17 protein-coding genes, 16 tRNA genes, 3 rRNA genes and 1 pseudogene are annotated in these 22,668 nt (G+C 41.3%); 32 read left to right on the top strand and 5 right to left on the bottom strand.

Annotated elements, in window-relative coordinates:
* The first annotated feature begins 1 nt into the window (after position 1).
* The 3 genes from bcp (at position 2) to perR (ending at position 1,983) form a co-directional block, all read left to right on the top strand.
* Positions 2 to 478 carry a thioredoxin-dependent thiol peroxidase gene (gene bcp, locus NST76_RS18635; protein WP_342544299.1) on the top strand — a complete coding sequence of 159 codons (477 nt, stop codon included), beginning with the start codon at positions 2 to 4 and terminating at the stop codon, positions 476 to 478.
* Positions 475 to 1,419 (top strand): D-2-hydroxyacid dehydrogenase, encoded by a 945-nt coding sequence (locus NST76_RS18630; protein ID WP_271910978.1) that lies wholly within the window; start codon positions 475 to 477, stop codon positions 1,417 to 1,419. Before bcp ends, NST76_RS18630 begins: the two co-directional genes overlap by 4 nt.
* Positions 1,420 to 1,539: 120 nt before the next feature.
* The gene (perR, locus tag NST76_RS18625) at positions 1,540 to 1,983 is read left to right on the top strand and encodes a peroxide-responsive transcriptional repressor PerR (protein WP_004230508.1); all 444 of its coding nucleotides are present in this window, start codon (positions 1,540 to 1,542) and stop codon (positions 1,981 to 1,983) included.
* A gap of 21 nt (positions 1,984 to 2,004) precedes the next feature.
* Here the strand turns inward: perR and NST76_RS18620 are convergent, their stop codons facing one another.
* Entirely contained in the window at positions 2,005 to 2,358 is a 354-nt protein-coding gene (locus NST76_RS18620; RefSeq protein ID WP_004230509.1) for a YgzB family protein, read from the bottom strand.
* 149 nt (positions 2,359 to 2,507) lie between these two features.
* Between NST76_RS18620 and NST76_RS18615 the strand changes: the two genes are divergently transcribed.
* The 25 genes from NST76_RS18615 (at position 2,508) to NST76_RS18495 (ending at position 14,774) form a co-directional block, all read left to right on the top strand.
* A complete protein-coding gene (locus NST76_RS18615; RefSeq protein WP_036122165.1) occupies positions 2,508 to 3,395 on the top strand; it encodes a nucleotidyltransferase-like protein in 888 nt (295 codons plus the stop codon).
* 347 nt (positions 3,396 to 3,742) lie between these two features.
* Positions 3,743 to 5,296 (top strand): 16S ribosomal RNA (locus NST76_RS18610).
* 218 nt (positions 5,297 to 5,514) lie between these two features.
* Positions 5,515 to 8,439: ribosomal RNA gene (locus tag NST76_RS18605) — 23S ribosomal RNA — on the top strand.
* Positions 8,440 to 8,551: 112 nt separating this feature from the next.
* Positions 8,552 to 8,667: ribosomal RNA gene (gene rrf, locus NST76_RS18600) — 5S ribosomal RNA — on the top strand.
* The 16S, 23S and 5S rRNA genes sit together here with 16 tRNA genes alongside, the layout of an rRNA operon.
* A 16-nt stretch (positions 8,668 to 8,683) precedes the next feature.
* Positions 8,684 to 8,760: transfer RNA gene (locus tag NST76_RS18595), tRNA-Asn, on the top strand.
* Between the two features lie 5 nt (positions 8,761 to 8,765).
* Positions 8,766 to 8,857, top strand: a tRNA-Ser gene (locus NST76_RS18590).
* A gap of 24 nt (positions 8,858 to 8,881) precedes the next feature.
* Positions 8,882 to 8,956 (top strand) — tRNA-Glu (locus NST76_RS18585).
* 15 nt (positions 8,957 to 8,971) lie between these two features.
* Positions 8,972 to 9,047: transfer RNA gene (locus NST76_RS18580), tRNA-Val, on the top strand.
* A gap of 26 nt (positions 9,048 to 9,073) precedes the next feature.
* A tRNA-Met gene (locus NST76_RS18575) sits at positions 9,074 to 9,148 on the top strand.
* Positions 9,149 to 9,151: 3 nt separating this feature from the next.
* Positions 9,152 to 9,229: transfer RNA gene (locus tag NST76_RS18570), tRNA-Asp, on the top strand.
* Positions 9,230 to 9,245: 16 nt separating this feature from the next.
* Positions 9,246 to 9,318, top strand: a tRNA-Phe gene (locus tag NST76_RS18565).
* Positions 9,319 to 9,329: 11 nt separating this feature from the next.
* A tRNA-Thr gene (locus NST76_RS18560) sits at positions 9,330 to 9,405 on the top strand.
* A gap of 9 nt (positions 9,406 to 9,414) precedes the next feature.
* Positions 9,415 to 9,498, top strand: a tRNA-Tyr gene (locus NST76_RS18555).
* A gap of 13 nt (positions 9,499 to 9,511) precedes the next feature.
* Positions 9,512 to 9,585 (top strand) — tRNA-Trp (locus NST76_RS18550).
* 12 nt (positions 9,586 to 9,597) lie between these two features.
* Positions 9,598 to 9,673: transfer RNA gene (locus tag NST76_RS18545), tRNA-His, on the top strand.
* A 35-nt stretch (positions 9,674 to 9,708) separates the two neighbouring features.
* A tRNA-His gene (locus NST76_RS18540) sits at positions 9,709 to 9,784 on the top strand.
* A gap of 17 nt (positions 9,785 to 9,801) precedes the next feature.
* A tRNA-Gln gene (locus NST76_RS18535) sits at positions 9,802 to 9,876 on the top strand.
* 4 nt (positions 9,877 to 9,880) lie between these two features.
* Positions 9,881 to 9,955: transfer RNA gene (locus tag NST76_RS18530), tRNA-Gly, on the top strand.
* An 8-nt stretch (positions 9,956 to 9,963) separates the two neighbouring features.
* Positions 9,964 to 10,037, top strand: a tRNA-Cys gene (locus tag NST76_RS18525).
* A 46-nt stretch (positions 10,038 to 10,083) separates the two neighbouring features.
* A tRNA-Leu gene (locus NST76_RS18520) sits at positions 10,084 to 10,164 on the top strand.
* A gap of 192 nt (positions 10,165 to 10,356) precedes the next feature.
* Positions 10,357 to 10,899 (top strand): GNAT family N-acetyltransferase, encoded by a 543-nt coding sequence (locus tag NST76_RS18515; RefSeq protein WP_342544297.1) that lies wholly within the window; start codon positions 10,357 to 10,359, stop codon positions 10,897 to 10,899.
* Between the two features lie 26 nt (positions 10,900 to 10,925).
* Positions 10,926 to 11,732 (top strand): phosphotransferase, encoded by an 807-nt coding sequence (locus NST76_RS18510; protein ID WP_342544296.1) that lies wholly within the window; start codon positions 10,926 to 10,928, stop codon positions 11,730 to 11,732.
* Between the two features lie 133 nt (positions 11,733 to 11,865).
* Complete coding sequence (locus NST76_RS18505; protein ID WP_340835185.1) at positions 11,866 to 12,897, top strand: ABC transporter permease; 1,032 nt, start codon at positions 11,866 to 11,868, stop codon at positions 12,895 to 12,897.
* A 2-nt stretch (positions 12,898 to 12,899) separates the two neighbouring features.
* Positions 12,900 to 13,589 (top strand): ABC transporter ATP-binding protein, encoded by a 690-nt coding sequence (locus NST76_RS18500; RefSeq protein WP_342544295.1) that lies wholly within the window; start codon positions 12,900 to 12,902, stop codon positions 13,587 to 13,589.
* 99 nt (positions 13,590 to 13,688) lie between these two features.
* The gene (locus tag NST76_RS18495) at positions 13,689 to 14,774 is read left to right on the top strand and encodes an S-layer homology domain-containing protein (protein ID WP_036119278.1); all 1,086 of its coding nucleotides are present in this window, start codon (positions 13,689 to 13,691) and stop codon (positions 14,772 to 14,774) included.
* 41 nt (positions 14,775 to 14,815) lie between these two features.
* On the opposite strand, the gene NST76_RS18490 is transcribed toward NST76_RS18495, so the two are convergent.
* Positions 14,816 to 15,562 (bottom strand): arylamine N-acetyltransferase, encoded by a 747-nt coding sequence (locus tag NST76_RS18490; protein WP_089934979.1) that lies wholly within the window; start codon positions 15,560 to 15,562, stop codon positions 14,816 to 14,818.
* Between the two features lie 186 nt (positions 15,563 to 15,748).
* On the opposite strand from NST76_RS18490, the gene nagB reads away from it, so the two are divergent.
* From nagB to NST76_RS18475, 3 genes and pseudogenes are all read left to right on the top strand, one after another.
* Positions 15,749 to 16,462, top strand: a complete 714-nt coding sequence (nagB, locus tag NST76_RS18485; RefSeq protein WP_249646140.1) for a glucosamine-6-phosphate deaminase — start codon at positions 15,749 to 15,751, stop codon at positions 16,460 to 16,462.
* A 350-nt stretch (positions 16,463 to 16,812) separates the two neighbouring features.
* Positions 16,813 to 17,718: an LD-carboxypeptidase gene (locus NST76_RS18480; RefSeq protein ID WP_036119268.1), complete on the top strand. Its 906-nt coding sequence runs from the start codon at positions 16,813 to 16,815 to the stop codon at positions 17,716 to 17,718.
* Positions 17,719 to 17,724: 6 nt separating this feature from the next.
* Positions 17,725 to 18,118, top strand: a pseudogene (locus NST76_RS18475) (cytidine deaminase).
* A 157-nt stretch (positions 18,119 to 18,275) separates the two neighbouring features.
* Here the strand turns inward: NST76_RS18475 and NST76_RS18470 are convergent.
* The 3 genes from NST76_RS18470 to NST76_RS18460 form a co-directional block, all read right to left on the bottom strand.
* Entirely contained in the window at positions 18,276 to 19,862 is a 1,587-nt protein-coding gene (locus NST76_RS18470; protein WP_271910948.1) for a catalase, read from the bottom strand.
* 353 nt (positions 19,863 to 20,215) lie between these two features.
* Positions 20,216 to 20,725, bottom strand: a complete 510-nt coding sequence (locus NST76_RS18465) for a hypothetical protein (protein ID WP_058844479.1) — start codon at positions 20,723 to 20,725, stop codon at positions 20,216 to 20,218.
* A gap of 15 nt (positions 20,726 to 20,740) precedes the next feature.
* Positions 20,741 to 21,430: a phenylalanine--tRNA ligase beta subunit-related protein gene (locus NST76_RS18460; protein WP_058844478.1), complete on the bottom strand. Its 690-nt coding sequence runs from the start codon at positions 21,428 to 21,430 to the stop codon at positions 20,741 to 20,743.
* A gap of 59 nt (positions 21,431 to 21,489) precedes the next feature.
* Here NST76_RS18460 and queG point away from each other — a divergent pair, with 59 nt between their 5' ends.
* Positions 21,490 to 22,620, top strand: coding sequence for a tRNA epoxyqueuosine(34) reductase QueG (gene queG / locus NST76_RS18455; protein WP_058844477.1), 1,131 nt, complete (start codon positions 21,490 to 21,492; stop codon positions 22,618 to 22,620).
* Positions 22,621 to 22,668: the final 48 nt, after the last annotated feature.

Genomic DNA, 22,668 nt, shown 5'->3' with positions numbered 1-22,668 from the left:
TATGACTTTACTAGAAGGACAAAAGGCGCCAGATTTTTCTCTAATGAATGAAAAGAGAGAAATGGTACAGTTAGCTAATTTGAAAGGACAGAATGTTATTTTATACTTCTATCCCAAAGATATGACACCAGGCTGCACGACGGAGGCTTGTGATTTTCGCGATAAGTTCGAGGACTTCAGTCATTTAAATGCTGTTGTTCTGGGTGTTAGTCCAGATAACGCAAACAAACATACAAAATTTATTGATAAGCATGGTTTACCATTTTCATTATTAGTTGATGACGATCATACCGTTGCTGAAGCATATGGTGTGTGGGTTTTAAAGAAAATGTATGGACGTGAATATATGGGCATAGAGCGTTCAACGTTTTTAATTGATACTGAGGGTAAGCTTGTAAAAGCTTGGCGTAAAGTACGTGTAAAAAATCATATTGAAGAAGTGTATACCTATTTAGCAGATCAGGAGGCAGCAAAGTGAAAATCTATTTTACATTTGAACCTAGACCAGATTTACGAGAGCCGTTATTAGCAGAATTTCCACAGGTTGATTTTATCTTCAAAAGTGGCTTATCGAATGAAGTTCTTCAACAAGCGGATGTTTTAGTTACATATGGTGAAGATTTAACAGAAGAAAGTATCCAATATGCGACAAAGCTAAAATGGATTTTCGTTGCCTCAGCAGGTATAGAAAAAATGCCAGCTCAAGCGATTATTGAACGTGGGATTTTAGTTTCGAATGTCCGTGGTATTCATAAAACACCAATGGCTGAATCGATGCTTGCCCATATTTTAGCGATTAAACGTGCGTTACCTTGGATGTATGAGCAGCAAAAGAAAAGTGAATGGTCGAAAAAAGCGCAGCAAACGGAATTACGAGATAGTACGGCGCTTATTTTAGGCCCAGGAGCGATTGGTTCAGAAGTTGGGCGTTTATTGCAGGCTTTTGGCGTGACGACGATTGGCTGCAACCGCTCTGGAAAAGAAGCGGCGTATATGGATACGATGATTAGCTTTGCTCAATTAAAAGAGGCCTTACCTAATGCGGATATCGTTATTTCGGTGTTACCAAAAACAAAAGAAACGACCCATTTATTAAAAGAAGAGCATTTTGCTGCTATGAAAAATAGCGCCATCTTCATGAATTTTGGTCGAGGCAATTTAGTGGAAGAAAGGGTACTCATTCAAGCAATCAAAAAAGAGCAAATTGGTTACGCCGTTTTAGATGTCTTTGAAGAAGAGCCTCTGTCAACGGACAATCCATTATGGACGTTACCGAATGTCATTGTATCACCACATGTATCTAGCCATTCTTCTCGTTATGTTGAACGAAGCTTAGAAATTTTCAAGCCAAGCCTAACAAAATGGCTGAAGGGTGACACGGATTTAGAAAATACGATGGATTTATCTAGAGGATATTAAGGGCCAGCCATTGATTTATTGAGAATAAGCAATGTGTGATTGTTGACGAAGTAGTGCGAATTGGATACACTATTTATAACAATTATAAATTAATAATACTTATGGAAGAGGTGCATGACGATGTCTGCAACGCATTTACAGGATGCACTGGACACGTTAAAAACAACTGGTGTTCGTATTACTCCTCAGCGTCATGCTATTTTGGAATATCTTATTCAATCAATGGCACATCCTACTGCCGATGAAATTTATAAAGCACTCGAGGGAAAGTTTCCTAATATGAGTGTAGCGACTGTCTATAACAACCTGCGTGTATTTCGTGAAGTGGGTCTTGTGAAAGAACTGACTTATGGAGATGCTTCAAGTCGCTTTGATTTCGTGACAAATGACCATTACCATATGATTTGTGAATGCTGTGGTAAGATCGTCGATTTCCATTATCCAGGACTCGACGAAATAGAGCATTTTGCATCACAGGTAACTGGTTTTGATGTGCACTCGCATCGTTTAGAGATATACGGCACTTGTCCATCATGTAAAGTTGCTACTGCTAAAGTACAATAAAAATCCTAGCTCTTACAAGGGCTAGGATTTTTTTGTTTTATTATTATAGGATTGATCGAACTCTTTACCTTCTAAAGTTGGATCAAGCGTTAGTGGTTCATTACAGTACATGCACATATCAACACGCCCTAAAACCTTTGTATGTTTATGACAATTAGGACATTCCACTTGAATAGCTCTTGTTGAAAGCAACCCGATCCAAGCATATACGACTGTGCTACCGATAATACATAAAACACCTAATGACATGAAAATTAAAACTAATATCGGGCTATTTTTAAAGAAAATTCCTCCGTACATGACAATAAAACCGAAGAAGATTAGTGCTAATGCGAATGAACGAATTTTATTAATTTTACTTTTGTAAGGTTTCATATTTCATCTTGCCTCCCAATCTAAAATCTACTATAACATATAAGGGCGAAGTATTTTAGCTTTGAGATGAATGAAAGAAGGAATACTTTTAGAGTATGTCGAATTTTTAACGGAACAAGAGAACCTATATGAATAAAGGGGGGCTGAACATGGAGCAGGTATTGCGTCCAATCTACCAAGAACGTGCGAGTCAGTCGAATACATTAGGCGTAATTTTAGTGGAGAAGCGTGAGGAACATAGTAACGTTACAGATACATTTGATACAGTTTTATTAATTATCGTAAAAGAAGCAGAGCAGCCAGTCTTTTCGAAACATTACTTATATGAAGGAAATAAAGTAGCTCTACATACAGTTACAGAGAAGTTAATACGAAAATGGTTGCTCATCGGTTCTAATAAGAAGGTAGTCGATTGGATTTTCTTTGGAAGGGTGTTATTTGATCGTAATGAATTTTTGCATAAATTAAAAATAGAATTGCAAGAATTCCCGTATAGCGGTCGTAAAATTAAAACAGGCATCCAATTCTCAAAGTTAATTCGCAGATATCTGGAGGGGAAAGAATACTTCGATAAAGGAAGTTACTTGGATGCTTATAATCACGTAGTCGATTCATTACATCATTTGGGTCGTCTTTCTATTATAGATAGCGGACTATACCCTGAAGTTACTGTTTGGGCACAAGTGAAAAAAATAGAGCCTGCTATCTACAAGCTGTATGAAGAGCTAGTGACGAGTAATGAGCCAATAGAAAAGCGCTTAGAATTATTGTTTTTAGCAAGTGAGTTTTTAATTCATTCTCGTACACGTGATGGTGCACAGCATATATTAGAAGTTATGCAAACGAAAGACATGTGGACGATTCAGGAATTGCATGACCATCATGAGCTCATGAATTACTCAGTAGATTTAGAAGTGTTTGTCGAATATTTAGTGGATAAAGGCTATATTCAAATAGAACCAATTGCTGCAAAAAATGAGATGATATTTCACCGTCATTACAAGGTCAATAAAGAGGCACTAGAAATGGGGCAATGACTGTAGTATGCTTGTAATCGAGGTATTTAAAAATACCTCGATATTTTTTTAGAAAAGTAGTTGACGAATGATATCTTGATATTGTATTATATTAATTGTCGCTAAGACATAACGAAATGCTCGATGAAAAACACAAAAAACTTTTTCAAAAAAGTAGTTGACATGATTTGAGCGAGATGTTAATATTAAGAAGTCGCTGAAAAACGACTTGAATAATGAACCTTGAAAACTGAACAAGCAAAACGTAATCAATAAAGTTTTTAGTAACTAACTTCGGTTAATGAACGAAACAAAATTTTGGACATCAAAATGATGCCAGCAAAACAATTTGAGCTATTCAAATTTCTTTTATGGAGAGTTTGATCCTGGCTCAGGACGAACGCTGGCGGCGTGCCTAATACATGCAAGTCGAGCGAACAGAGAAGGAGCTTGCTCCTTCGACGTTAGCGGCGGACGGGTGAGTAACACGTGGGCAACCTACCTTATAGTTTGGGATAACTTTCCGGAAATAGGGGCTAATACCGAATAATCTGTTTCACCTCATGGTGAAACACTGAAAGACGGTTTCGGCTGTCGCTATAGGATGGGCCCGCGGCGCATTAGCTAGTTGGTGAGGTAACAGCTCACCAAGGCGACGATGCGTAGCCGACCTGAGAGGGTGATCGGCCACACTGGGACTGAGACACGGCCCAGACTCCTACGGGAGGCAGCAGTAGGGAATCTTCCACAATGGGCGAAAGCCTGATGGAGCAACGCCGCGTGAGTGAAGAAGGATTTCGGTTCGTAAAACTCTGTTGTAAGGGAAGAACAAGTACAGTAGTAACTGGCTGTACCTTGACGGTACCTTATTAGAAAGCCACGGCTAACTACGTGCCAGCAGCCGCGGTAATACGTAGGTGGCAAGCGTTGTCCGGAATTATTGGGCGTAAAGCGCGCGCAGGTGGTTTCTTAAGTCTGATGTGAAAGCCCACGGCTCAACCGTGGAGGGTCATTGGAAACTGGGAGACTTGAGTGCAGAAGAGGATAGTGGAATTCCAAGTGTAGCGGTGAAATGCGTAGAGATTTGGAGGAACACCAGTGGCGAAGGCGACTATCTGGTCTGTAACTGACACTGAGGCGCGAAAGCGTGGGGAGCAAACAGGATTAGATACCCTGGTAGTCCACGCCGTAAACGATGAGTGCTAAGTGTTAGGGGGTTTCCGCCCCTTAGTGCTGCAGCTAACGCATTAAGCACTCCGCCTGGGGAGTACGGTCGCAAGACTGAAACTCAAAGGAATTGACGGGGGCCCGCACAAGCGGTGGAGCATGTGGTTTAATTCGAAGCAACGCGAAGAACCTTACCAGGTCTTGACATCCCGTTGACCACTGTAGAGATATAGTTTCCCCTTCGGGGGCAACGGTGACAGGTGGTGCATGGTTGTCGTCAGCTCGTGTCGTGAGATGTTGGGTTAAGTCCCGCAACGAGCGCAACCCTTGATCTTAGTTGCCATCATTTAGTTGGGCACTCTAAGGTGACTGCTTAGGTGACAAGCCGGAGGAAGGTGGGGATGACGTCAAATCATCATGCCCCTTATGACCTGGGCTACACACGTGCTACAATGGACGATACAAACGGTTGCCAACTCGCGAGAGGGAGCTAATCCGATAAAGTCGTTCTCAGTTCGGATTGTAGGCTGCAACTCGCCTACATGAAGCCAAATCGCTAGTAATCGCGGATCAGCATGCCGCGGTGAATACGTTCACGGGCCTTGTACACACCGCCCGTCACACCACGAGAGTTTGTAACACCCGAAGTCGGTGAGGTAACCTTTTGGAGCCAGCCGCCGAAGGTGGGATAGATGATTGGGGTGAAGTCGTAACAAGGTAGCCGTATCGGAAGGTGCGGCTGGATCACCTCCTTTCTAAGGATTATTTCGGAATACAAACCTAGGGTTTGTAAGATTACGTTTTGCGTTCAGTTTTGAAGGTTCATTCTTCTTGAATGAAAAGCTTCAAAACTTGTTCTTTGAAAACTGGATAAAACGACATTGAAATTGTAACAAACACATTTATTTTTTTAAGTTTTTTTATAGGCTTAATAACATTAAGAGGTTTCCGATATTTTTATTGAAAGCCGTTAGGTTAAGTTATTAAGGGCGCACGGCGAATGCCTTGGCACTAGGAGCCGAAGAAGGACGGCACTAACACCGATATGCTTCGGGGAGCTGTAAGTGAGCTTTGATCCGGAGATTTCGAATGGGGGAACCCACTACGTTTAATCGCGTAGTATCTTGACGTGAATACATAGCGTCTAGAAGGCAGACCCAGGGAACTGAAACATCTAAGTACCTGGAGGAAGAGAAAGAAAAATCGATTCCCTGAGTAGCGGCGAGCGAAACGGGAAGAGCCCAAACCAAGAGGCTTGCCTCTTGGGGTTGTAGGACACTCAATACGGAGTTACAAAAGAGCGAGTTAGATGAAGCGACTTGGAAAGGTCCGCCAGAGCAGGTAAAAGCCCTGTAGTCGAAAGTTCGTTCTCTCCTGAGTGGATCCTGAGTACGGCGGAACACGTGAAATTCCGTCGGAATGGGAGGACCATCTCCCAAGGCTAAATACTACCTAGTGACCGATAGTGAACCAGTACCGTGAGGGAAAGGTGAAAAGCACCTTACGGAAGGGGAGTGAAAGAGATCCTGAAACCGTGTGCCTACAAGTAGTTAGAGCCCGTTAATGGGTGATAGCGTGCCTTTTGTAGAATGAGCCGGCGAGTTACGATTACGTGCGAGGTTAAGCTTTAGAAGGCGGAGCCGCAGCGAAAGCGAGTCTGAATAGGGCGAAATAGTACGTGGTCGTAGACCCGAAACCAGGTGATCTACCCATGTCCAGGGTGAAGGTAAGGTAACACTTACTGGAGGCCCGAACCCACGCACGTTGAAAAGTGCGGGGATGAGGTGTGGGTAGCGGAGAAATTCCAATCGAACTTGGAGATAGCTGGTTCTCTCCGAAATAGCTTTAGGGCTAGCCTCGTGATGAGAATACTGGAGGTAGAGCACTGTTTGGACTAGGGGGCCATCCGGTTTACCGAATTCAGACAAACTCCGAATGCCAGATATTTATACACGGGAGTCAGACTGCGAGTGATAAGATCCGTAGTCAAAAGGGAAACAGCCCAGACCACCAGCTAAGGTCCCAAAGTAATCGTTAAGTGGAAAAGGATGTGGCGTTGCACAGACAACCAGGATGTTGGCTTAGAAGCAGCCATCATTTAAAGAGTGCGTAATAGCTCACTGGTCGAGTGACGCTGCGCCGAAAATGTATCGGGGCTAAACGATTCACCGAAGCTGTGGATTGACATCTACGATGTCAGTGGTAGGAGAGCGTTCTAAGTGCGTTGAAGTCAGACCTAAGGACTGGTGGAGCGCTTAGAAGTGAGAATGCCGGTATGAGTAGCGAAAGACGGGTGAGAATCCCGTCCACCGTATGACTAAGGTTTCCTGAGGAAGGCTCGTCCGCTCAGGGTTAGTCGGGACCTAAGCCGAGGCCGATAGGCGTAGGCGATGGACAACAGGTTGATATTCCTGTACCACCTCCTCACCGTTTGAGAAATGGGGGGACGCAGTAGGATAGGGTAAGCGCGCTGTTGGTTATGCGCGTCCAAGCAGTAAGGCGTGTGTGTAGGCAAATCCGCACACTGTAACGTTGAGCTGTGATGGCGAGTCCGTATGGACGAAGTTCCTGGTTTCACACTGCCAAGAAAAGCCTCTATCGAGGTGAGAGGTGCCCGTACCGCAAACCGACACAGGTAGTCGAGGAGAGAATCCTAAGGTGTGCGAGAGAACTCTCGTTAAGGAACTCGGCAAAATGACCCCGTAACTTCGGGAGAAGGGGTGCTCTTGAGCGTGCAAGCGCATGAGAGCCGCAGTGAATAGGCCCAGGCGACTGTTTAGCAAAAACACAGGTCTCTGCAAAACCGTAAGGTGACGTATAGGGGCTGACGCCTGCCCGGTGCTGGAAGGTTAAGAGGAGTGGTTAGCGCAAGCGAAGCTGCGAATTGAAGCCCCAGTAAACGGCGGCCGTAACTATAACGGTCCTAAGGTAGCGAAATTCCTTGTCGGGTAAGTTCCGACCCGCACGAAAGGCGTAACGATCTGGGCACTGTCTCAACGAGAGACTCGGTGAAATTATAGTACCTGTGAAGATGCAGGTTACCCGCGACAGGACGGAAAGACCCCGTGGAGCTTTACTGTAGCCTGATATTGAATTTTGGTACAACTTGTACAGGATAGGTAGGAGCCAGAGATCTCGGAGCGCCAGCTTCGAAGGAGGCGTCGGTGGGATACTACCCTGGTTGTATTGAAATTCTAACCCATGCCCCTTAGCGGGGCAGGAGACAGTGTCAGGCGGACAGTTTGACTGGGGCGGTCGCCTCCTAAAAGGTAACGGAGGCGCCCAAAGGTTCCCTCAGAATGGTTGGAAATCATTCGTAGAGTGTAAAGGCACAAGGGAGCTTGACTGCGAGACCTACAAGTCGAGCAGGGTCGAAAGACGGGCTTAGTGATCCGGTGGTTCCGCATGGAAGGGCCATCGCTCAACGGATAAAAGCTACCCCAAGGGATAACAGGCTTATCTCCCCCAAGAGTCCACATCGACGGGGAGGTTTGGCACCTCGATGTCGGCTCATCGCATCCTGGGGCTGTAGTCGGTCCCAAGGGTTGGGCTGTTCGCCCATTAAAGCGGTACGCGAGCTGGGTTCAGAACGTCGTGAGACAGTTCGGTCCCTATCCGTCGTGGGCGTAGGAAATTTGAGAGGAGCTGTCCTTAGTACGAGAGGATGGGATGGACACACCGCTGGTGTACCAGTTGTCTTGCCAAAGGCATCGCTGGGTAGCTATGTGTGGACGGGATAAGTGCTGAAAGCATCTAAGCATGAAGCCCCCCTCAAGATGAGATTTCCCATTACGCAAGTAAGTAAGATCCCTCAAAGACGATGAGGTAGATAGGTTCGAGGTGGAAGTGTGGTGACACATGGAGCTGACGAATACTAATCGATCGAGGACTTAACCAAAATGTTTGAACCATTCAATGTACGTTTATCCAGTTTTGAAAGAATAAAAAATATTATAATATACTTGTAATTTTTATAAAATATGTTATAATAAGTATTGTCTTTCAAATAGTCTAGTGATGATGGCAAAGAGGTCACACCCGTTCCCATACCGAACACGGAAGTTAAGCTCTTTAGCGCCGATGGTAGTTGGGGGCTTCCCCCTGTGAGAGTAGGACGTCGCTAGGCTATATACTAAAATTATTCCGAAGTAGCTCAGTTGGTAGTAGCACCTGACTGTTAATCAGGTTGTCGCAGGTTCGAGTCCTGCCTTCGGAGCCATTCTTGGAGAGTTGTCCGAGTGGCCGAAGGAGCACGATTGGAAATCGTGTAGGCGGTTAACACTGTCTCAAGGGTTCAAATCCCTTACTCTCCGCCAGCACTTTGATTTATTCCAAAAGTTGGCCCCTTGGTCAAGTGGTTAAGACACCGCCCTTTCACGGCGGTAACACGGGTTCGAATCCCGTAGGGGTCACCATTTAAATACCCAGATGGAGGATTAGCTCAGCTGGGAGAGCATCTGCCTTACAAGCAGAGGGTCGGCGGTTCGAGCCCGTCATCCTCCACCATTATTTTTACAATAGTATATGATTATCGCGGGGTGGAGCAGTGGTAGCTCGTCGGGCTCATAACCCGAAGGTCGTTGGTTCAAATCCGGCCCCCGCAACCAAATGGTCCCGTGGTGTAGCGGTTAACATGCCTGCCTGTCACGCAGGAGATCGCCGGATTCGATCCCCGGTCGGGACCGCCATTTATTTTAATAACAAGGGTCAGTAGCTCAGTTGGTAGAGCATTAGATTGAAGCTCTAAGTGTCGGCGGTTCGATTCCGTCCTGACCCATCATGTTTTTTGCCGGTGTAGCTCAGTTGGTAGAGCAACTGACTTGTAATCAGTAGGTCGTGGGTTCGACTCCTATCGCCGGCACCATGTATTCCCGGAGGGGTAGCGAAGTGGCTAAACGCGGCGGACTGTAAATCCGCTCCTTAGGGTTCGGCGGTTCGAATCCGTCCCCCTCCACCAGTTTTATTATTATAGGGGCATAGTTCAACGGTAGAATAGAGGTCTCCAAAACCTTTGGTGTGGGTTCGATTCCTACTGCCCCTGCCAATTAATTTTATGGCGATTGTGGCGAAGTGGTTAACGCACCGGATTGTGGTTCCGGCATTCGTGGGTTCGATTCCCATCAGTCGCCCCATTTAAAGTAAAATTAATAAAAATTATAATATAATGGCGATTGTGGCGAAGTGGTTAACGCACCGGATTGTGGTTCCGGCACTCGTGGGTTCGATTCCCATCAGTCGCCCCATTTATATAATTATCTTTTGGGGTATAGCCAAGCGGTAAGGCAACGGATTTTGATTCCGTCATGCCCTGGTTCGAATCCAGGTACCCCAGCCATTTTGCGGAAGTAGTTCAGTGGTAGAACACCACCTTGCCAAGGTGGGGGTCGCGAGTTCGAACCTCGTCTTCCGCTCCAACTTCGATGGCGGCATAGCCAAGTGGTAAGGCACAGGTCTGCAACACCTTTATCACCGGTTCAAATCCGGTTGCCGCCTCCATATTTTAACTCTAATCGGTGTATCCGATTTTTTTTATCTCCATTATGCCGGTGTGGCGGAATTGGCAGACGCGCACGACTCAAAATCGTGTTCCTTTGGAGTGTCGGTTCGACCCCGACCACCGGTATCCTAGACAGTAGTATGTTAAAACTGTCTATAGAAACGTTTCTTACTTAGTGTAAGAAGCGTTTTTTTATTTGTCATCAATAATAATATTGCATTTTAAACCTCGCGTGAATGATTAAAATTTTTTATGCCAAAAGAGGATATAAATACATACATATTGAATAAACAGTAAATACGAAGGTAGGTGTGGAACATGATTATAAGGGAAGCAAAGTTGTCGGATGCTAAAGGCATAGCAAAAGTTCATGTAGATAGTTGGAAGAATACTTATAAAAATATTCTTCCTACCGAGTATTTAGAAAAATTGTCTTATGAGCAAAGAACAGAATTATGGGTAAGGAACTTCTCTAAAGTTGATCATTATGTCTTTGTTGCAGAAAGCGATAATGGGGAAATTATTGGATTTACTGATGGTGGTAAGAGAGCTGAAAATGAAATTGAAGGGTCTGGGGATTTAACATCCATCTACATTTTAGATCAATTTCAGGGTCAAGGAATAGGCAGTAAACTAGTCAATAAATTGTTTACTAAGTTGGAAGCATTAGGCTATGAAAAAATATTTGTTGAGGTTTTAGAGGATAATCAGTCGAAGCGTTTTTATGAGAGATTGGGTGCTAGATTAGAAAAAACGGAAAAGATTAATATAGGAAATAAAGACTTAGACTTATTAATTTATGTGTGGAGTAATATAGATCCTGTTCTTTATCAAACTAAAGGAATAGGAAAGGCTGATTAAAATAAGTAGCATTGGTGGTGAAAATTTTGCATCCCATACAACGAAATGAAATACCTAAAGACATAGTTGAGTATGTTGGAGGAGTTATCCATATTTATTTTCCAAGACAAGGACATACATCGGATGTAGGAATTCTTAATTCTAAAAGAGGAATATTCGTTTTAAAAAGAACAAAAGGAACACAATTTTGTTCCTGGTTAACGAAAGAAGCAACTGTCCTTAAACATTTATCAAAATCTACATTACCAGTTCCAACGTTGCATTATTTTATTGAACAACCATTAGAAAATCAGTCATGGGCTTTAATGGCATATTTAGAAGGCGACACCGTTAGAAGTGCACTAGAAAATGAGATTAAAGAGGAAAACAGACATGAAATAATATTTAATTTTGGAAAGATCCTTTCTGCCATTCATTCAACCCGATGTCCACAAGAGTTAGTAAAAAACACACCATGGATAGACGATATGTTGGGACAAGCTGAGTGTAATTTGAAAAATTTTAAAGTAGATGGCACTCCAAAATTATTAGATAAATTGAAAAGGAAAAAACCAAAAATCATTCAGCAAACATTTATACACGGTGATTTCACAATTGACAATGTTCTTGTACAGAATAGAAAAATTTCAGGAGTTATCGATTGGAGTGCTGGAGCATTAGGTGATCCACGATATGATGTTGCTCTGGCGGTACGCCCTAAACCACATGTATTTGAAACAGAACAAGACGAACAGATATTCTATGAAGGGTACGGCGTTAAGTTAATAGACCAAAATGAATACAATTACTTTAAAAATGGATTATATGAATTTTTTAAATTAAAAATATTTTAAACCGTTCTATAGGATAAAAACTTCCTTTATAGATCGGTTTTTTATTTTCCCGGTCATTTTTAATGATTAGTTCATGCTCTGTTCATGTAAACATTTTAAGCTATGAGTAATCAAAGAAATGGAGGGGTTAGTAATGAATCTTGCGTGGAAAGAGATAAAGAAGAATAAAGTACGGTTTTTAATCTTAGGCTCCATTATCTTCCTAGTTAGTTTTTTAACGTTTATTATTTCGGGTTTGGCAAATGGTCTATCGCAGGATAATGCAGCTTTAATTAAAGATTTACCGAAAGGACAAATTTACATGGCTGAAGATGCAGAGGGGGCGTTTAATCTTTCGAGAATTGATAGCGACCTTCAACAGGAAGTCATGGGGAAAGAGAAAGAAGCAGTAGCTTTTTCGATTCAAATGGGCTTTTTAAATGATCAAGACGATAAACAGCAGAGTGTTGCCTTTGTTACATCTACCGAGTCCAGATTGTTTCAAAATGTGCATCAAGGGGAGGTACTGTTAGATAGCTCGTTACAGGATAAAGGAATCAAAGTCGGAGATACATTAAAGAATAATCAATACAATGGTGAGTTCATCGTTAAAGGCTTTGTGGAGCAAAAGAAATATAGCCACGCACCTGTCGCTTACATTAGTGAAGAGGCCTATCACGAGATGTATCGTGTAAATGACAAACAGTTAATTTATGTACCAAATAGCGAGCCAAAAGAGTTTAAAGGGCTACAAGCATACAACAATAAAGAATTTCTCAATACAATTCCCAGCTATAGTGCGGAACAGCTATCTTTAAATATGATTATATGGTTCTTAGTTGTCATTAGTGGCATGTTATTCGCCATTTTCTTCTATATGATGAATGTGCAAAAAATTGGTTTGTATGGCATCTTAAAAGCAATTGGTTTAAAAACAAGTAAGTTGTTTAAAATGATCTGGACACAGATGGCTATTATTACAATGATCTCACTTGTCATATCCATTAGCCTTAGCCAGTTATTTAATGTTGTTGCACCTAAGGGAATGCCCTTCACCTTAGCAATTGGCACTACAACACAGTTATCTATTGTGTTTCTTATCATTGGCTTTATCGGAGCTACATTGTCGGGTCTACAAATTAAAAAAATTGAACCGTTACAAGCCATACAACAAGGGGAGGCATAATCATGACATTGTTTACAATTGATGAAGTGCGAAAAACGTTTAAAAATGGTGAAGTGGAGGAGGAAATTTTAAAAGGTATCAATCTTTCGTTAAAAGAGGGGGAGATTACTGCATTGGTAGGTGCGTCTGGTTCAGGGAAAAGTACACTGTTAACGATAGCTGCGGGACTACAGCCAGCAACAGATGGGCAAGTGTTTTTCGAAGAACAAAATCTTACAACGATGAGCACTGAGCAGGTACGGAAATTACGTGCAAGTAAATTTGGCTTTGTCTTTCAGTTTGCGCATCTCGTACCATTTCTGACAGTGGAGGAGCAGCTGCTGTTAATGCTAGATGTTGCTGAGTCTCGGTTAAAGAAGCACGAACAGCAGCATGAAGTGAATCATCTACTACAATTAGTTGGAATGGCTCATCGTAAAACGGCTTATCTTTCCTCCTTATCAGGTGGAGAAAAGCAGCGTGTAGCAATCGCACGTGCCATCATTCATCAACCAAAAGTATTGTTTGCTGATGAACCAACAGCTAGTTTAGACTCCCAGCGTTCTAAAGAAATTATGCTGTTGCTAAGAGAATTAACGAAAACATTAAAGATTACAACATTAATGGTGACACATGATGAAGAAATGCTCGCCTATGCTGATCGTATTATTAAAATGAGCGATGGGCTTGTGTTACCAAATGCTATGTACTAATTGGAAATACCACAATCATATCTTTTATGGTTGTGGTATTTTCATATGAAGAGTAAAAATTGACTTAGATGGGTAAAGAATTGAAGGAGGAGGGATAATGTGAAGAACCTATTGAAAATTATATGTTCAATCCTGATAACTGTTTGTCTATTACCTAAGGAAGTACGGGCAGCAAGCTTTAAAGATTTAACTGATGAGACATTATCAACAGAAATTGATTATTTAGTAGAGCAGGATATTGTGAGGGGGTATTCAAATACTCTGTTCAAGCCGAACGAAAAAGTTACGAAAGCACAGGTTGCTGTGATGTTAACTCGTGCTCTAGGATTAAATACAATCAATATAAAAAATCCTAATTTTCAGGATGTAACGACTGCGCATAAGTATTATAAAGAAATTGCTGCGGTACAAAATGCGGGCATTTTTAATGCAGTCGATAAATTCCATCCAGATGCAATGATTACAAGAGGACAAATGGCTATTGTACTGCACAGAGCCTTTCAATTAAAGGGCTCAGATCCTTATTATTTTTCGGATGTAACGGAGCAGACACCAGGCTATAAAGAGATTTTAACATTGGCTCATAATCATTTAATAAGAGGTTATGAGGATGGAGCATTTAAACCAAATGAGCCTGTTACACGTGCTCACTTTTCAGCATTTTTGGCACGAGCGATGACTCTGACTAAGCCTGATTTGCTAAAAGATCCTGCTTTTGTTTATACGTATGCTCATTATTCTTTAAGTGATAATCAACGCTATACGTTAAACTATCAATATGACCATCATGACGGTAAAAATGATGTATGGACAGTCCAAAATGTAAGTACAGCACAAACATTTCCTAATGAACTGTTATATGGACATGACCGTATATATGGTCAAGCTATTGCTAGTGATGCTACCACACATTATGATTTGTATTTGGAACTACCACTTAGAATAGGTGTCATTTTACATGAGGATGACGAGGGAGTGACGTCTGGTGTACGAGTGACAGTTAAAACGACTAACGGTACTGTGCGAGCTGGTGAGGTTCAATATACAGGTGTCGTGATACTTGAAGAAAGATCCATCTATAGTGATGTGGTGAAAACTTATTATTTTGTAGATGGAATTGGTTTAGTGAAAGAGCTACACAATGACATTGTTGTGTTAGAGTTATTAAATCGTACAATGAAATAAATTGAAAGCAAGCCTCTTTTTGAAGTGGGCTTGCTTTGTTGTTAGTTTTGTAATGTAATATGAAAAAAACGCTGAAGAGCTTGCAGCCATTCTTTGTCATTGTGTGTAGTATAAATTGTTAAGGATGAACCTTCATAGATTCTAAATTCGTTGTTCATCATGGTATGACGTCCACGAGTAGTGCGAATCATAGCAATTTTATTTTTTTGCTGCGAGAGTCGAGGTGCAAATTTTGCCTCATTTGCATCATCATGAAAACTATAAAGCAAACGCCAATTTTGTTTTGTTTGTTCAAACAGCATCCAACCATTTGCTTCATCTCGTTCTATTTTATATAACTCTTGGCCTTCACGATGTTGATGTCCTGCAATCAATGGTACTGGCTTACAGGGTGCTAAAGCACCTACTCCTACATCTGAGATATAGGTCTGTCCACCCTCATTTATTAATAAAAGCTGGTGCATAGGAATCTCCTCTGTAGGTGTATCTTCTGCCACGTTACGCCAAAACTGCGCATATCGATTCGTAACAGAGAATCCAAGTTCCCGCAAGAGCCAGCTAAATAAGATATTGAGTTCAAAGCAATTGCCACCACGTCGTTCAACCATTATTTTTTGATATAAATCAGGGATAGCGAAGGAGATACCACGGTTCAAGGCAACATCTAAATTTTCATAGGGAATGGTCAATAGATGTTTCGTTTGTAGTTGTCCAAGTAGTTGTATAGTTGGCTCTAAAGATCCTTGAAATTGAATATGCTGTAAATAGTGATGAATCTGAGAATTCATAAAATCGCCTCACTTCCTTATTAATAACATAACCGAAATAGTCTAAGATTACACGCATAAACTGAAGGAGGAAATGATAGAAAAATAGCTAAATAACTAGTAAGATTAATATATTAGCTACTATAAAGTGAAATATTTTACATATTAGTTAATAATATTGAGGGTAAGGTAGGTATCGTAATTACTATGAAGTGGATAGAAGTAAATACATATGAGGAAATGAGCGAAGTTGCAGCTCATATTTTCTCCAAGCAAATACAAGAGAAACCTAATAGTATTTTAGGGTTAGCAACGGGTGGATCACCTGTTGGTATGTATAAGAAATTAGTGGCGAGACATCAGGCAGGTCATCTATCTTTTAAGGATGTTCAAACTTTTAACTTGGATGAGTATGTAGGTCTTGAGCAAACAAGCCCAGCAAGCTATTGGACTTTCATGCATAAGAATTTATTTAATTTTGTAGATATACAAGAAGAAAATATACATTTGCCAAATGGCAAGGCAGCCGACTTAGCTACCGAATGTCTTGCATATGATAGACGTATTGAGGAAGCAGGAGGCATTGATTTACAGCTGCTTGGAATCGGTGTGAATGGTCACATAGGCTTTAACGAACCCGGCACTTCGTTTGATTCTATGACTAATATAGTTGAGTTAACAGAGTCCACAAGAACAGAAAACGCTATTTACTTTGATGACCCTTCTGAAGTGCCCACACATGCGATTACGATGGGCATTCAATCCATTATGAAGGCAAAGGAAATCGTCCTTATTGCCTTTGGAGAGAAGAAGTTGGATGCAATGGAAAAATTGAAGAGTGGTCATGTGACGGAAGATTTCCCAGCAAGTCAATTATTAAACCATCCTAATGTTACGATTATTTATGGTGGAACAAACTAACAAGAATAAGCAAGGACTTCTTATAGTGGAAGTCTTTGCTTATTTGTTTTTCCGGTAGGATAATTTTCATCGAAAAAAATAAATATTCACCTTGTCCGCACCAAACAGTATGACACTGTTATTCCAGCAAAAAAGCAACGATAGAAGCAAAAATACCAGCAATCGTTGCTGTCTATTTCCAATGAATAAAGTTTGTGCTAGATAGTGTGTCTGGAAGGTAAGCTCTATGGCGAGATTATCATAAAGCGATAACTTCTAATATTATGGTTTATTTTAGGCATGAAGCATCGCAATAATCAATGCTCCCATAGTATGGCTATGCTAAAATAAGGAAAAGAGGAGTGATTGCGTTGAAAAGTACAGTACCGTATCTACAAAAAGGTGATTTAGTTGGTGTTATTGCCCTTTCAAGTCTGGTAGAGCCTGAAAAGCTAGGAGATGCATTAGCTTTTTTGGACGAATTGGGGCTTCGCTATATTGTAGGTGATACGATTCATGCTAAACATGATTATTTAGCTGGAGATGACGAGACCAGGTTAGGTGATCTGCATGAAATGGTGAAAAACCCTGAAGTGAAAGCGATCTTTTGTGCCAAGGGAGGCTATGGCTCTGCACGAATTGCTGAAAAAGTTGATTATACTTTATTAGAGGAAAACCCTAAAATTTTTTGGGGCTTTTCAGATCTGACATATTTACATTGTGCCATCAATGAATATGCCAACCTAGTGACATTTCATGGCCCTCTGCTTATGGCAGCTAGTAAGATGGATGACTTATCAAAGAAAATGTTTTTACAATTATTTTCCCCGATGGAAATTCAGTATACAGAGGCGATTTCTCCTTTAACAACAATTGCTGGGGGTGTTGCAAGAGGTGAAATTATCGGAGGCAATCTCTATCGTCTTGTCAGCACATTAGGAACCAAATTTGAAGTGCGTACTGAAGGTCGAATTTTATTGATAGAAGAACTAGGTGAAACGATTCCAGGAATTGATTCGATGCTTCAGCAATTAAAACAGGCTAGGAAGTTAGAACAGTTAGCAGGTGTAATCATTGGCTCATTTACACAGACAGGAGCTGATGAAGCGGCATTGCATCTGTTGATGAAGGAGTATTTTGCTGAATTGGGCATTCCGGTTGTGGCTGGCTTTAAGATTGGGCATGAAACGACGAATATTGCCATTCCACTAGGAGTGGATGCTATTTTAGACGCCGAGGAAAAGGTATTGAAAATATTACCTGGCGTGCATAAATGATGTAGGATGGATATTGAAAAAACACTATATGAATCGGCAGTAGCATTAGCAGAAAAAAGATATCCCTCTGGCTGGGGAGGAACTGCAACTTTGTATACTGAAGATGGGCGGATTTTAACAAGTATCGCACCAGAGGTCATGAATGCCAGCTACTGAATTATGTATGGGAACGGGAGCCATTCTAGAGGCCCATCAATTCAATACAAAGGTTACACATTCAATTTGTGTTGCTCGAGAAAGTGAAAAATCAGAACTTACACCATGCGGGGTCTGTCAGGAAAGACTTTTCTATTGAGGAGAGAATGTGAAAGCTGCGATTACGAATGCAAATGGTGAATTAGTATTTAAGTTATTAAAAGAAATTCAACCCTATCATTGGTATAAGGCTTATGAGCAATAATGCAAAAAGAGGCTTATACATAATTAATTTGGCTATTATGAAAGCCAGATAATTTTAAGACAAAAAGCAAACCCGAGCTACTACAAAACACTAAAGGAGTGTTTCGTAAAATAGATCGGGTTTTTCATTGGTTTGTCCCAGCCTATTTTTAACTTAGTTAATATGGCTCGGCATCATGACCTTTATTGATAGCATCTTGAGGTGCTTGATCGCCATCGATATTGCCAAGTGGTTTAGAAGCGGAGGCGTTTTTTCGTGCCTTATGCAAACCTTCTTTGAGTAAACGACCATATTCTTCATCCGCTTCCTCTGCTAGCGCAATCATTGCATTTTGAATATCCTCGTGACAGACTGATAAATCGCGTATTAAGTTTTCAAGAAGTTCATTTCGCTCCCACTGCTCAAAGCTACGGTAAGTTTCGCCAGCTTGCTTAGTATTGCTTTGACGATCGATTGATTCACGAACAAGATTTCCCTCTACATAGGGTGTATGTTCTTTCCCAGCTTGTGTCGCTTCCTTTAAACCATTGAGCATAGATGGCTCATAATTTATATGTGGATTTTGACCGGGTGCTAAATCACGTTTATACATCATTTGCCCACCATGTTGATTGGTAGCAACACGCTTTTTAGGCGCATTAATCGGTAGCTGTAGATAGTTAGCTCCTACACGATGACGCTGTGTATCAGAGTAAGAGAAAGTACGACCTTGCAGCATTTTATCATCAGAAAAGTCTAAGCCATCAACCAGTACCCCTGTGCCGAATGCGGCCTGTTCCACCTCAGCAAAATAATCCTCAGGATTTTTGTTTAATACCATTTTGCCAACTGCATACCATGGGAATTGATCGTTTGGCCAAAGCTTTGTATCATCCAATGGATCAAAATCAAGCTCAGGATGTGGACCATCCTCCATTATTTGAACATGTAGCTCCCATTCAGGATATTCACCACGATCGATGGCATCATATAAATCTTGAGTGGCATGATTGAAATTTTTCTGTTGGATTTCTTCTGCTTCTTTTTGTGTTAAATTTTTAATGCCTTGTAGTGGTTCCCAGTGATATTTGACAAGAACCGCATTCCCTTCATCATTAACCCATTTATACGTATTGACCCCAGAGCCTTGCATCATACGATAATTAGCTGGAATCCCCCAAGGTGAGTAGACAAAAGTGACCATATGGAAGGTTTCTGGAGAGCTAGCACAAAAGTCAAAGAAACGTTCGACGCTCTGAATATTAGTAATAGGATCTGGCTTAAAAGCATGGATCATGTCTGGGAATTTCATGGCATCACGAATAAAGAATATTTTTAAATTATTGCCCACTAAATCCCAGTTGCCATCCTCTGTATAAAATTTGACTGCAAAGCCTCGTGGATCACGTAAAGTTTCAGGGGAGTGACCGCCGTGTATCACAGTTGAAAAACGCACCAAGACAGGCGTTTTCTTCCCTTTATCCTGAAAGACTTTTGCACGTGTATACTTTGAAATTGGATCATTACCCACAACACCATAAGTTTCAAAATAACCATGTGCACCAGCACCACGAGCATGGACCACTCGTTCAGGAACTCTCTCTCGGTCAAAGTGACTCATCTTTTCTAGAAAATCATAATTTTCAAGTGTTGCAGGACCACGATTACTGATTGTTCGTAAATTTTGATTGTTGGTAATCGGATGGCCCTGTCGATTTGTTAAGGTTGTATCTTGCTCATGTGTTGAATCATTTTGCTGTGTCATAGTATGACCCCTTTCCTATAGATACTTCCATTTTGTCCTTGAATGGGGCAAACTAGACATTCGAATTCATCGACATTTAAACTTGGTATCAATATGCCATGATTTACCGTTTATGTCCTTAAAAAAATGCTCAATCTACATAAAAAGGCTCTCCATACATAAATGTAGGAGAGCCATGGATGGCGTTTTCAAACGGAATCAAGTTGGTTGAGTATGGCTTTTGCCTATAGTTGGTCATTAGTCATCGGTCATACAGTAACAGGTAACTTGTTATTGGTTTGAGGCAAGTTAGCTCAAAAGCTGAATTTGAAAACAGCACATCCAACTCGGTTTGGAGTCTCACCGCCCCGAGATTAGAAATAACGAGAATCGTCAAAGTTAATTTGTATACTATAATTTTTTGAATTAATAAGATTGGATAGTTTATGCGCATCTTTTTCGAGTTGAATTGCTCGTTCTCGATATGCATCAGGCTCATACAAAGTGATTTCGTATAACATTGCATTTTCACCATAGCCAAATCGGACACTTTCTTTTTCACGCATACTAAATTCTTTACACAATTCAGCCTCGGCACGGAGCTGTGTCGCCAATTCGATAGCTTCTACTAGTGCTAACTTTTCACCTTTAAAATCGACGGAGTTTTGAATGTTCGCTTCATATACTAAACGGTCTAGCGTACGTGCATCGAGACGAATTTGTGCTAGGTCAGCCTCAATAAGGGGGAGAGCACGATTACTTGTTTTAGGAGCTTGTCCTTTTTCTACTGTCACAACAGCACTACGATGTAGTTCACTAACAAGCTCTTGAGTTTTCTTCCCTAAAATACTTTTTAGTTTAACTGCTTCTGCAAGATTAATCATGAAAACACGTCCTTTTTATAGTGTTGTAGATGGCGCATTATTTGACAAAAGTGCGGTTTGATAATGACCGCCATGGATTTGATTAAACATTTTTCCTGCTGACGAAAGAAGTTCGTTTGCTGCTTCAGTTGTTAACGATGGTCGGAGATAAAATATATGTAATGCCTCAGTCGTTTCCTCTGTAACAGCTGTGCGTTTAGAATCGACAAAAGGTGAGCCAAATGCTCCTACTTCATCACGACTATATAGAATATTTGTTAATGTATTCAATCGCCCATTTAAACCTTCGTAACTAATTTCATCATGACCAAGAGCAATTTCCACAGACCCTTTGATTGGAGCGACATCATACAGCCCAATTGGCATTTCGTATTGGAGAGAAAAGAAATTATTTAAATCAACACCTGAATGAAGTGGTGTTAAATAGTTTTGCTTACTAATTCGACGCATTAGGCTTTCTGCTGAATGACGGTAACGGTTTGGATCAGCACCAAGCTTTTTCCATAGCTGTCTCCATTCTGCGATACCCTCACGCTGTGTCACGGGTTGTTCTTGCATTTCTAGAAAGAGATTTTCCTGATACAATTGCATACGTCCTTTAATCATTTGAGGGGATTCTGCTACGACAATTTTGGTATAATGAATAATGCCGATTTTTAGCTCGGGATGTTGTGCTAATAGAGATTGGTTAATGGAAATTTCCAATGAACATCACCTACTTTATCTATTTCTATTATTGTACCATGTAAGGAGTTGGAAATAAAATGAACATACATGACCTACAACGTGACTTTGTGGCATATGCGATGTCCATTGGCGTTGATAAAATAGGTTTTACAACAGCAGCTCCCTTTACAGAACTAAAGAACAGATTGCGTCGCCAGCAGGAGCTAGGCTACCAGTCTGGTTTTGAAGAAAGTAATATTGAAAAACGTACCGAACCCCTTCAATTATTAAATGAAGCAGAGAGCATTGTAGCGATAGCTGTTGCCTATCCTTCGCGTATGCAAAATGCACCAGTTGGTAAAAAAGGTGCAAGGCGTGGAATTTTTTGTCGAGCTTCATGGGGTGTCGATTATCATACAGCAATACGTGAACGTTTGAAGTTATTATCTGCTTGGCTTGAGGAACACGTCGAGGGTGTGCGAATTGAATCGATGGTAGATACGGGAGCACTTGTAGATCGAGCTGTAGCAGAACGTGCAGGCATTGGCTGGAGTGGGAAAAATTGTTCCATTATAACGCCTGAATTTGGCTCTTATGTGTATTTGGGAGAGCTCATCACAAATATCCCTTTTGCGCCAGATAAGCCAATGGAGGATGAATGTGGAGATTGTCGATTGTGCTTGGATGTTTGTCCGACTGGCGCCTTAATCCAAGGAGGACAACTGAATGCGCAGCGCTGTATTGCCTTTCTGACCCAAACAAAGGGATTACTGCCTGATGAGTTCCGAAATCATATCGGCAATCGTCTTTATGGCTGTGATACATGCCAGACAGTATGTCCTAAAAATAAAGGGAAAATTAATTGGATGCATGAAGAATTTATGCCAGATCCAGAACTTGCCAAGCCATTATTGACTCCTCTTTTAACGATTTCTAATCGAGAATTTAAGGCCAAGTTTGGTCATGTCTCAGGCTCTTGGCGTGGGAAAAAGCCTATCCAGCGTAATGCCATTTTAGCACTCGCTCATTTTAAAGAAGAAGCCGCCATACCAGATTTAATTGATGTTCTTCAAAAAGATGAACGTCCTGTCATTCGTGGCACAGCTGCATGGGCTTTAGGCAAGATAGGTGGAGAAATAGCCCAATCTGCTTTACATGAAGCGGAAGTTACAGAACAGGATGAAGAAGTACTCAGTGAAATTCATAAAGGGTTGCAGTTTTTCCAATAAGTTGAGTCAGGGCAATTGGTTTACTTGCTTTCTATTAGAGGGTGAAAT

The organism is Lysinibacillus sp. FSL W7-1291, assembly GCF_038593415.1.
GTDB classification, from domain to species: Bacteria; Bacillota; Bacilli; order Bacillales_A; family Planococcaceae; genus Lysinibacillus; species Lysinibacillus fusiformis_D.
Note: the sequence above shows the minus strand (reverse complement) of the source record. Positions and strands in the feature narration are given on the sequence as shown.

Excerpts from the sequence above, each read along its gene's own strand:
- bcp (WP_342544299.1), top strand. The coding sequence starts at position 2 with ATGACTTTACTAGAAGGACAAAAGGCGCCAGATTTTTCTCTAATGAAT.
- perR (WP_004230508.1), top strand. The coding sequence starts at position 1,540 with ATGTCTGCAACGCATTTACAGGATGCACTGGACACGTTAAAAACAACT.
- NST76_RS18620 (WP_004230509.1), bottom strand. The coding sequence starts at position 2,358 with ATGAAACCTTACAAAAGTAAAATTAATAAAATTCGTTCATTCGCATTA.
- NST76_RS18615 (WP_036122165.1), top strand. The coding sequence starts at position 2,508 with ATGGAGCAGGTATTGCGTCCAATCTACCAAGAACGTGCGAGTCAGTCG.
- NST76_RS18515 (WP_342544297.1), top strand. The coding sequence starts at position 10,357 with ATGATTATAAGGGAAGCAAAGTTGTCGGATGCTAAAGGCATAGCAAAA.
- NST76_RS18505 (WP_340835185.1), top strand. The coding sequence starts at position 11,866 with ATGAATCTTGCGTGGAAAGAGATAAAGAAGAATAAAGTACGGTTTTTA.
- NST76_RS18500 (WP_342544295.1), top strand. The coding sequence starts at position 12,900 with ATGACATTGTTTACAATTGATGAAGTGCGAAAAACGTTTAAAAATGGT.
- NST76_RS18490 (WP_089934979.1), bottom strand. The coding sequence starts at position 15,562 with ATGAATTCTCAGATTCATCACTATTTACAGCATATTCAATTTCAAGGA.
- nagB (WP_249646140.1), top strand. The coding sequence starts at position 15,749 with ATGAAGTGGATAGAAGTAAATACATATGAGGAAATGAGCGAAGTTGCA.
- NST76_RS18470 (WP_271910948.1), bottom strand. The coding sequence starts at position 19,862 with ATGACACAGCAAAATGATTCAACACATGAGCAAGATACAACCTTAACA.
- NST76_RS18465 (WP_058844479.1), bottom strand. The coding sequence starts at position 20,725 with ATGATTAATCTTGCAGAAGCAGTTAAACTAAAAAGTATTTTAGGGAAG.
- queG (WP_058844477.1), top strand. The coding sequence starts at position 21,490 with ATGAACATACATGACCTACAACGTGACTTTGTGGCATATGCGATGTCC.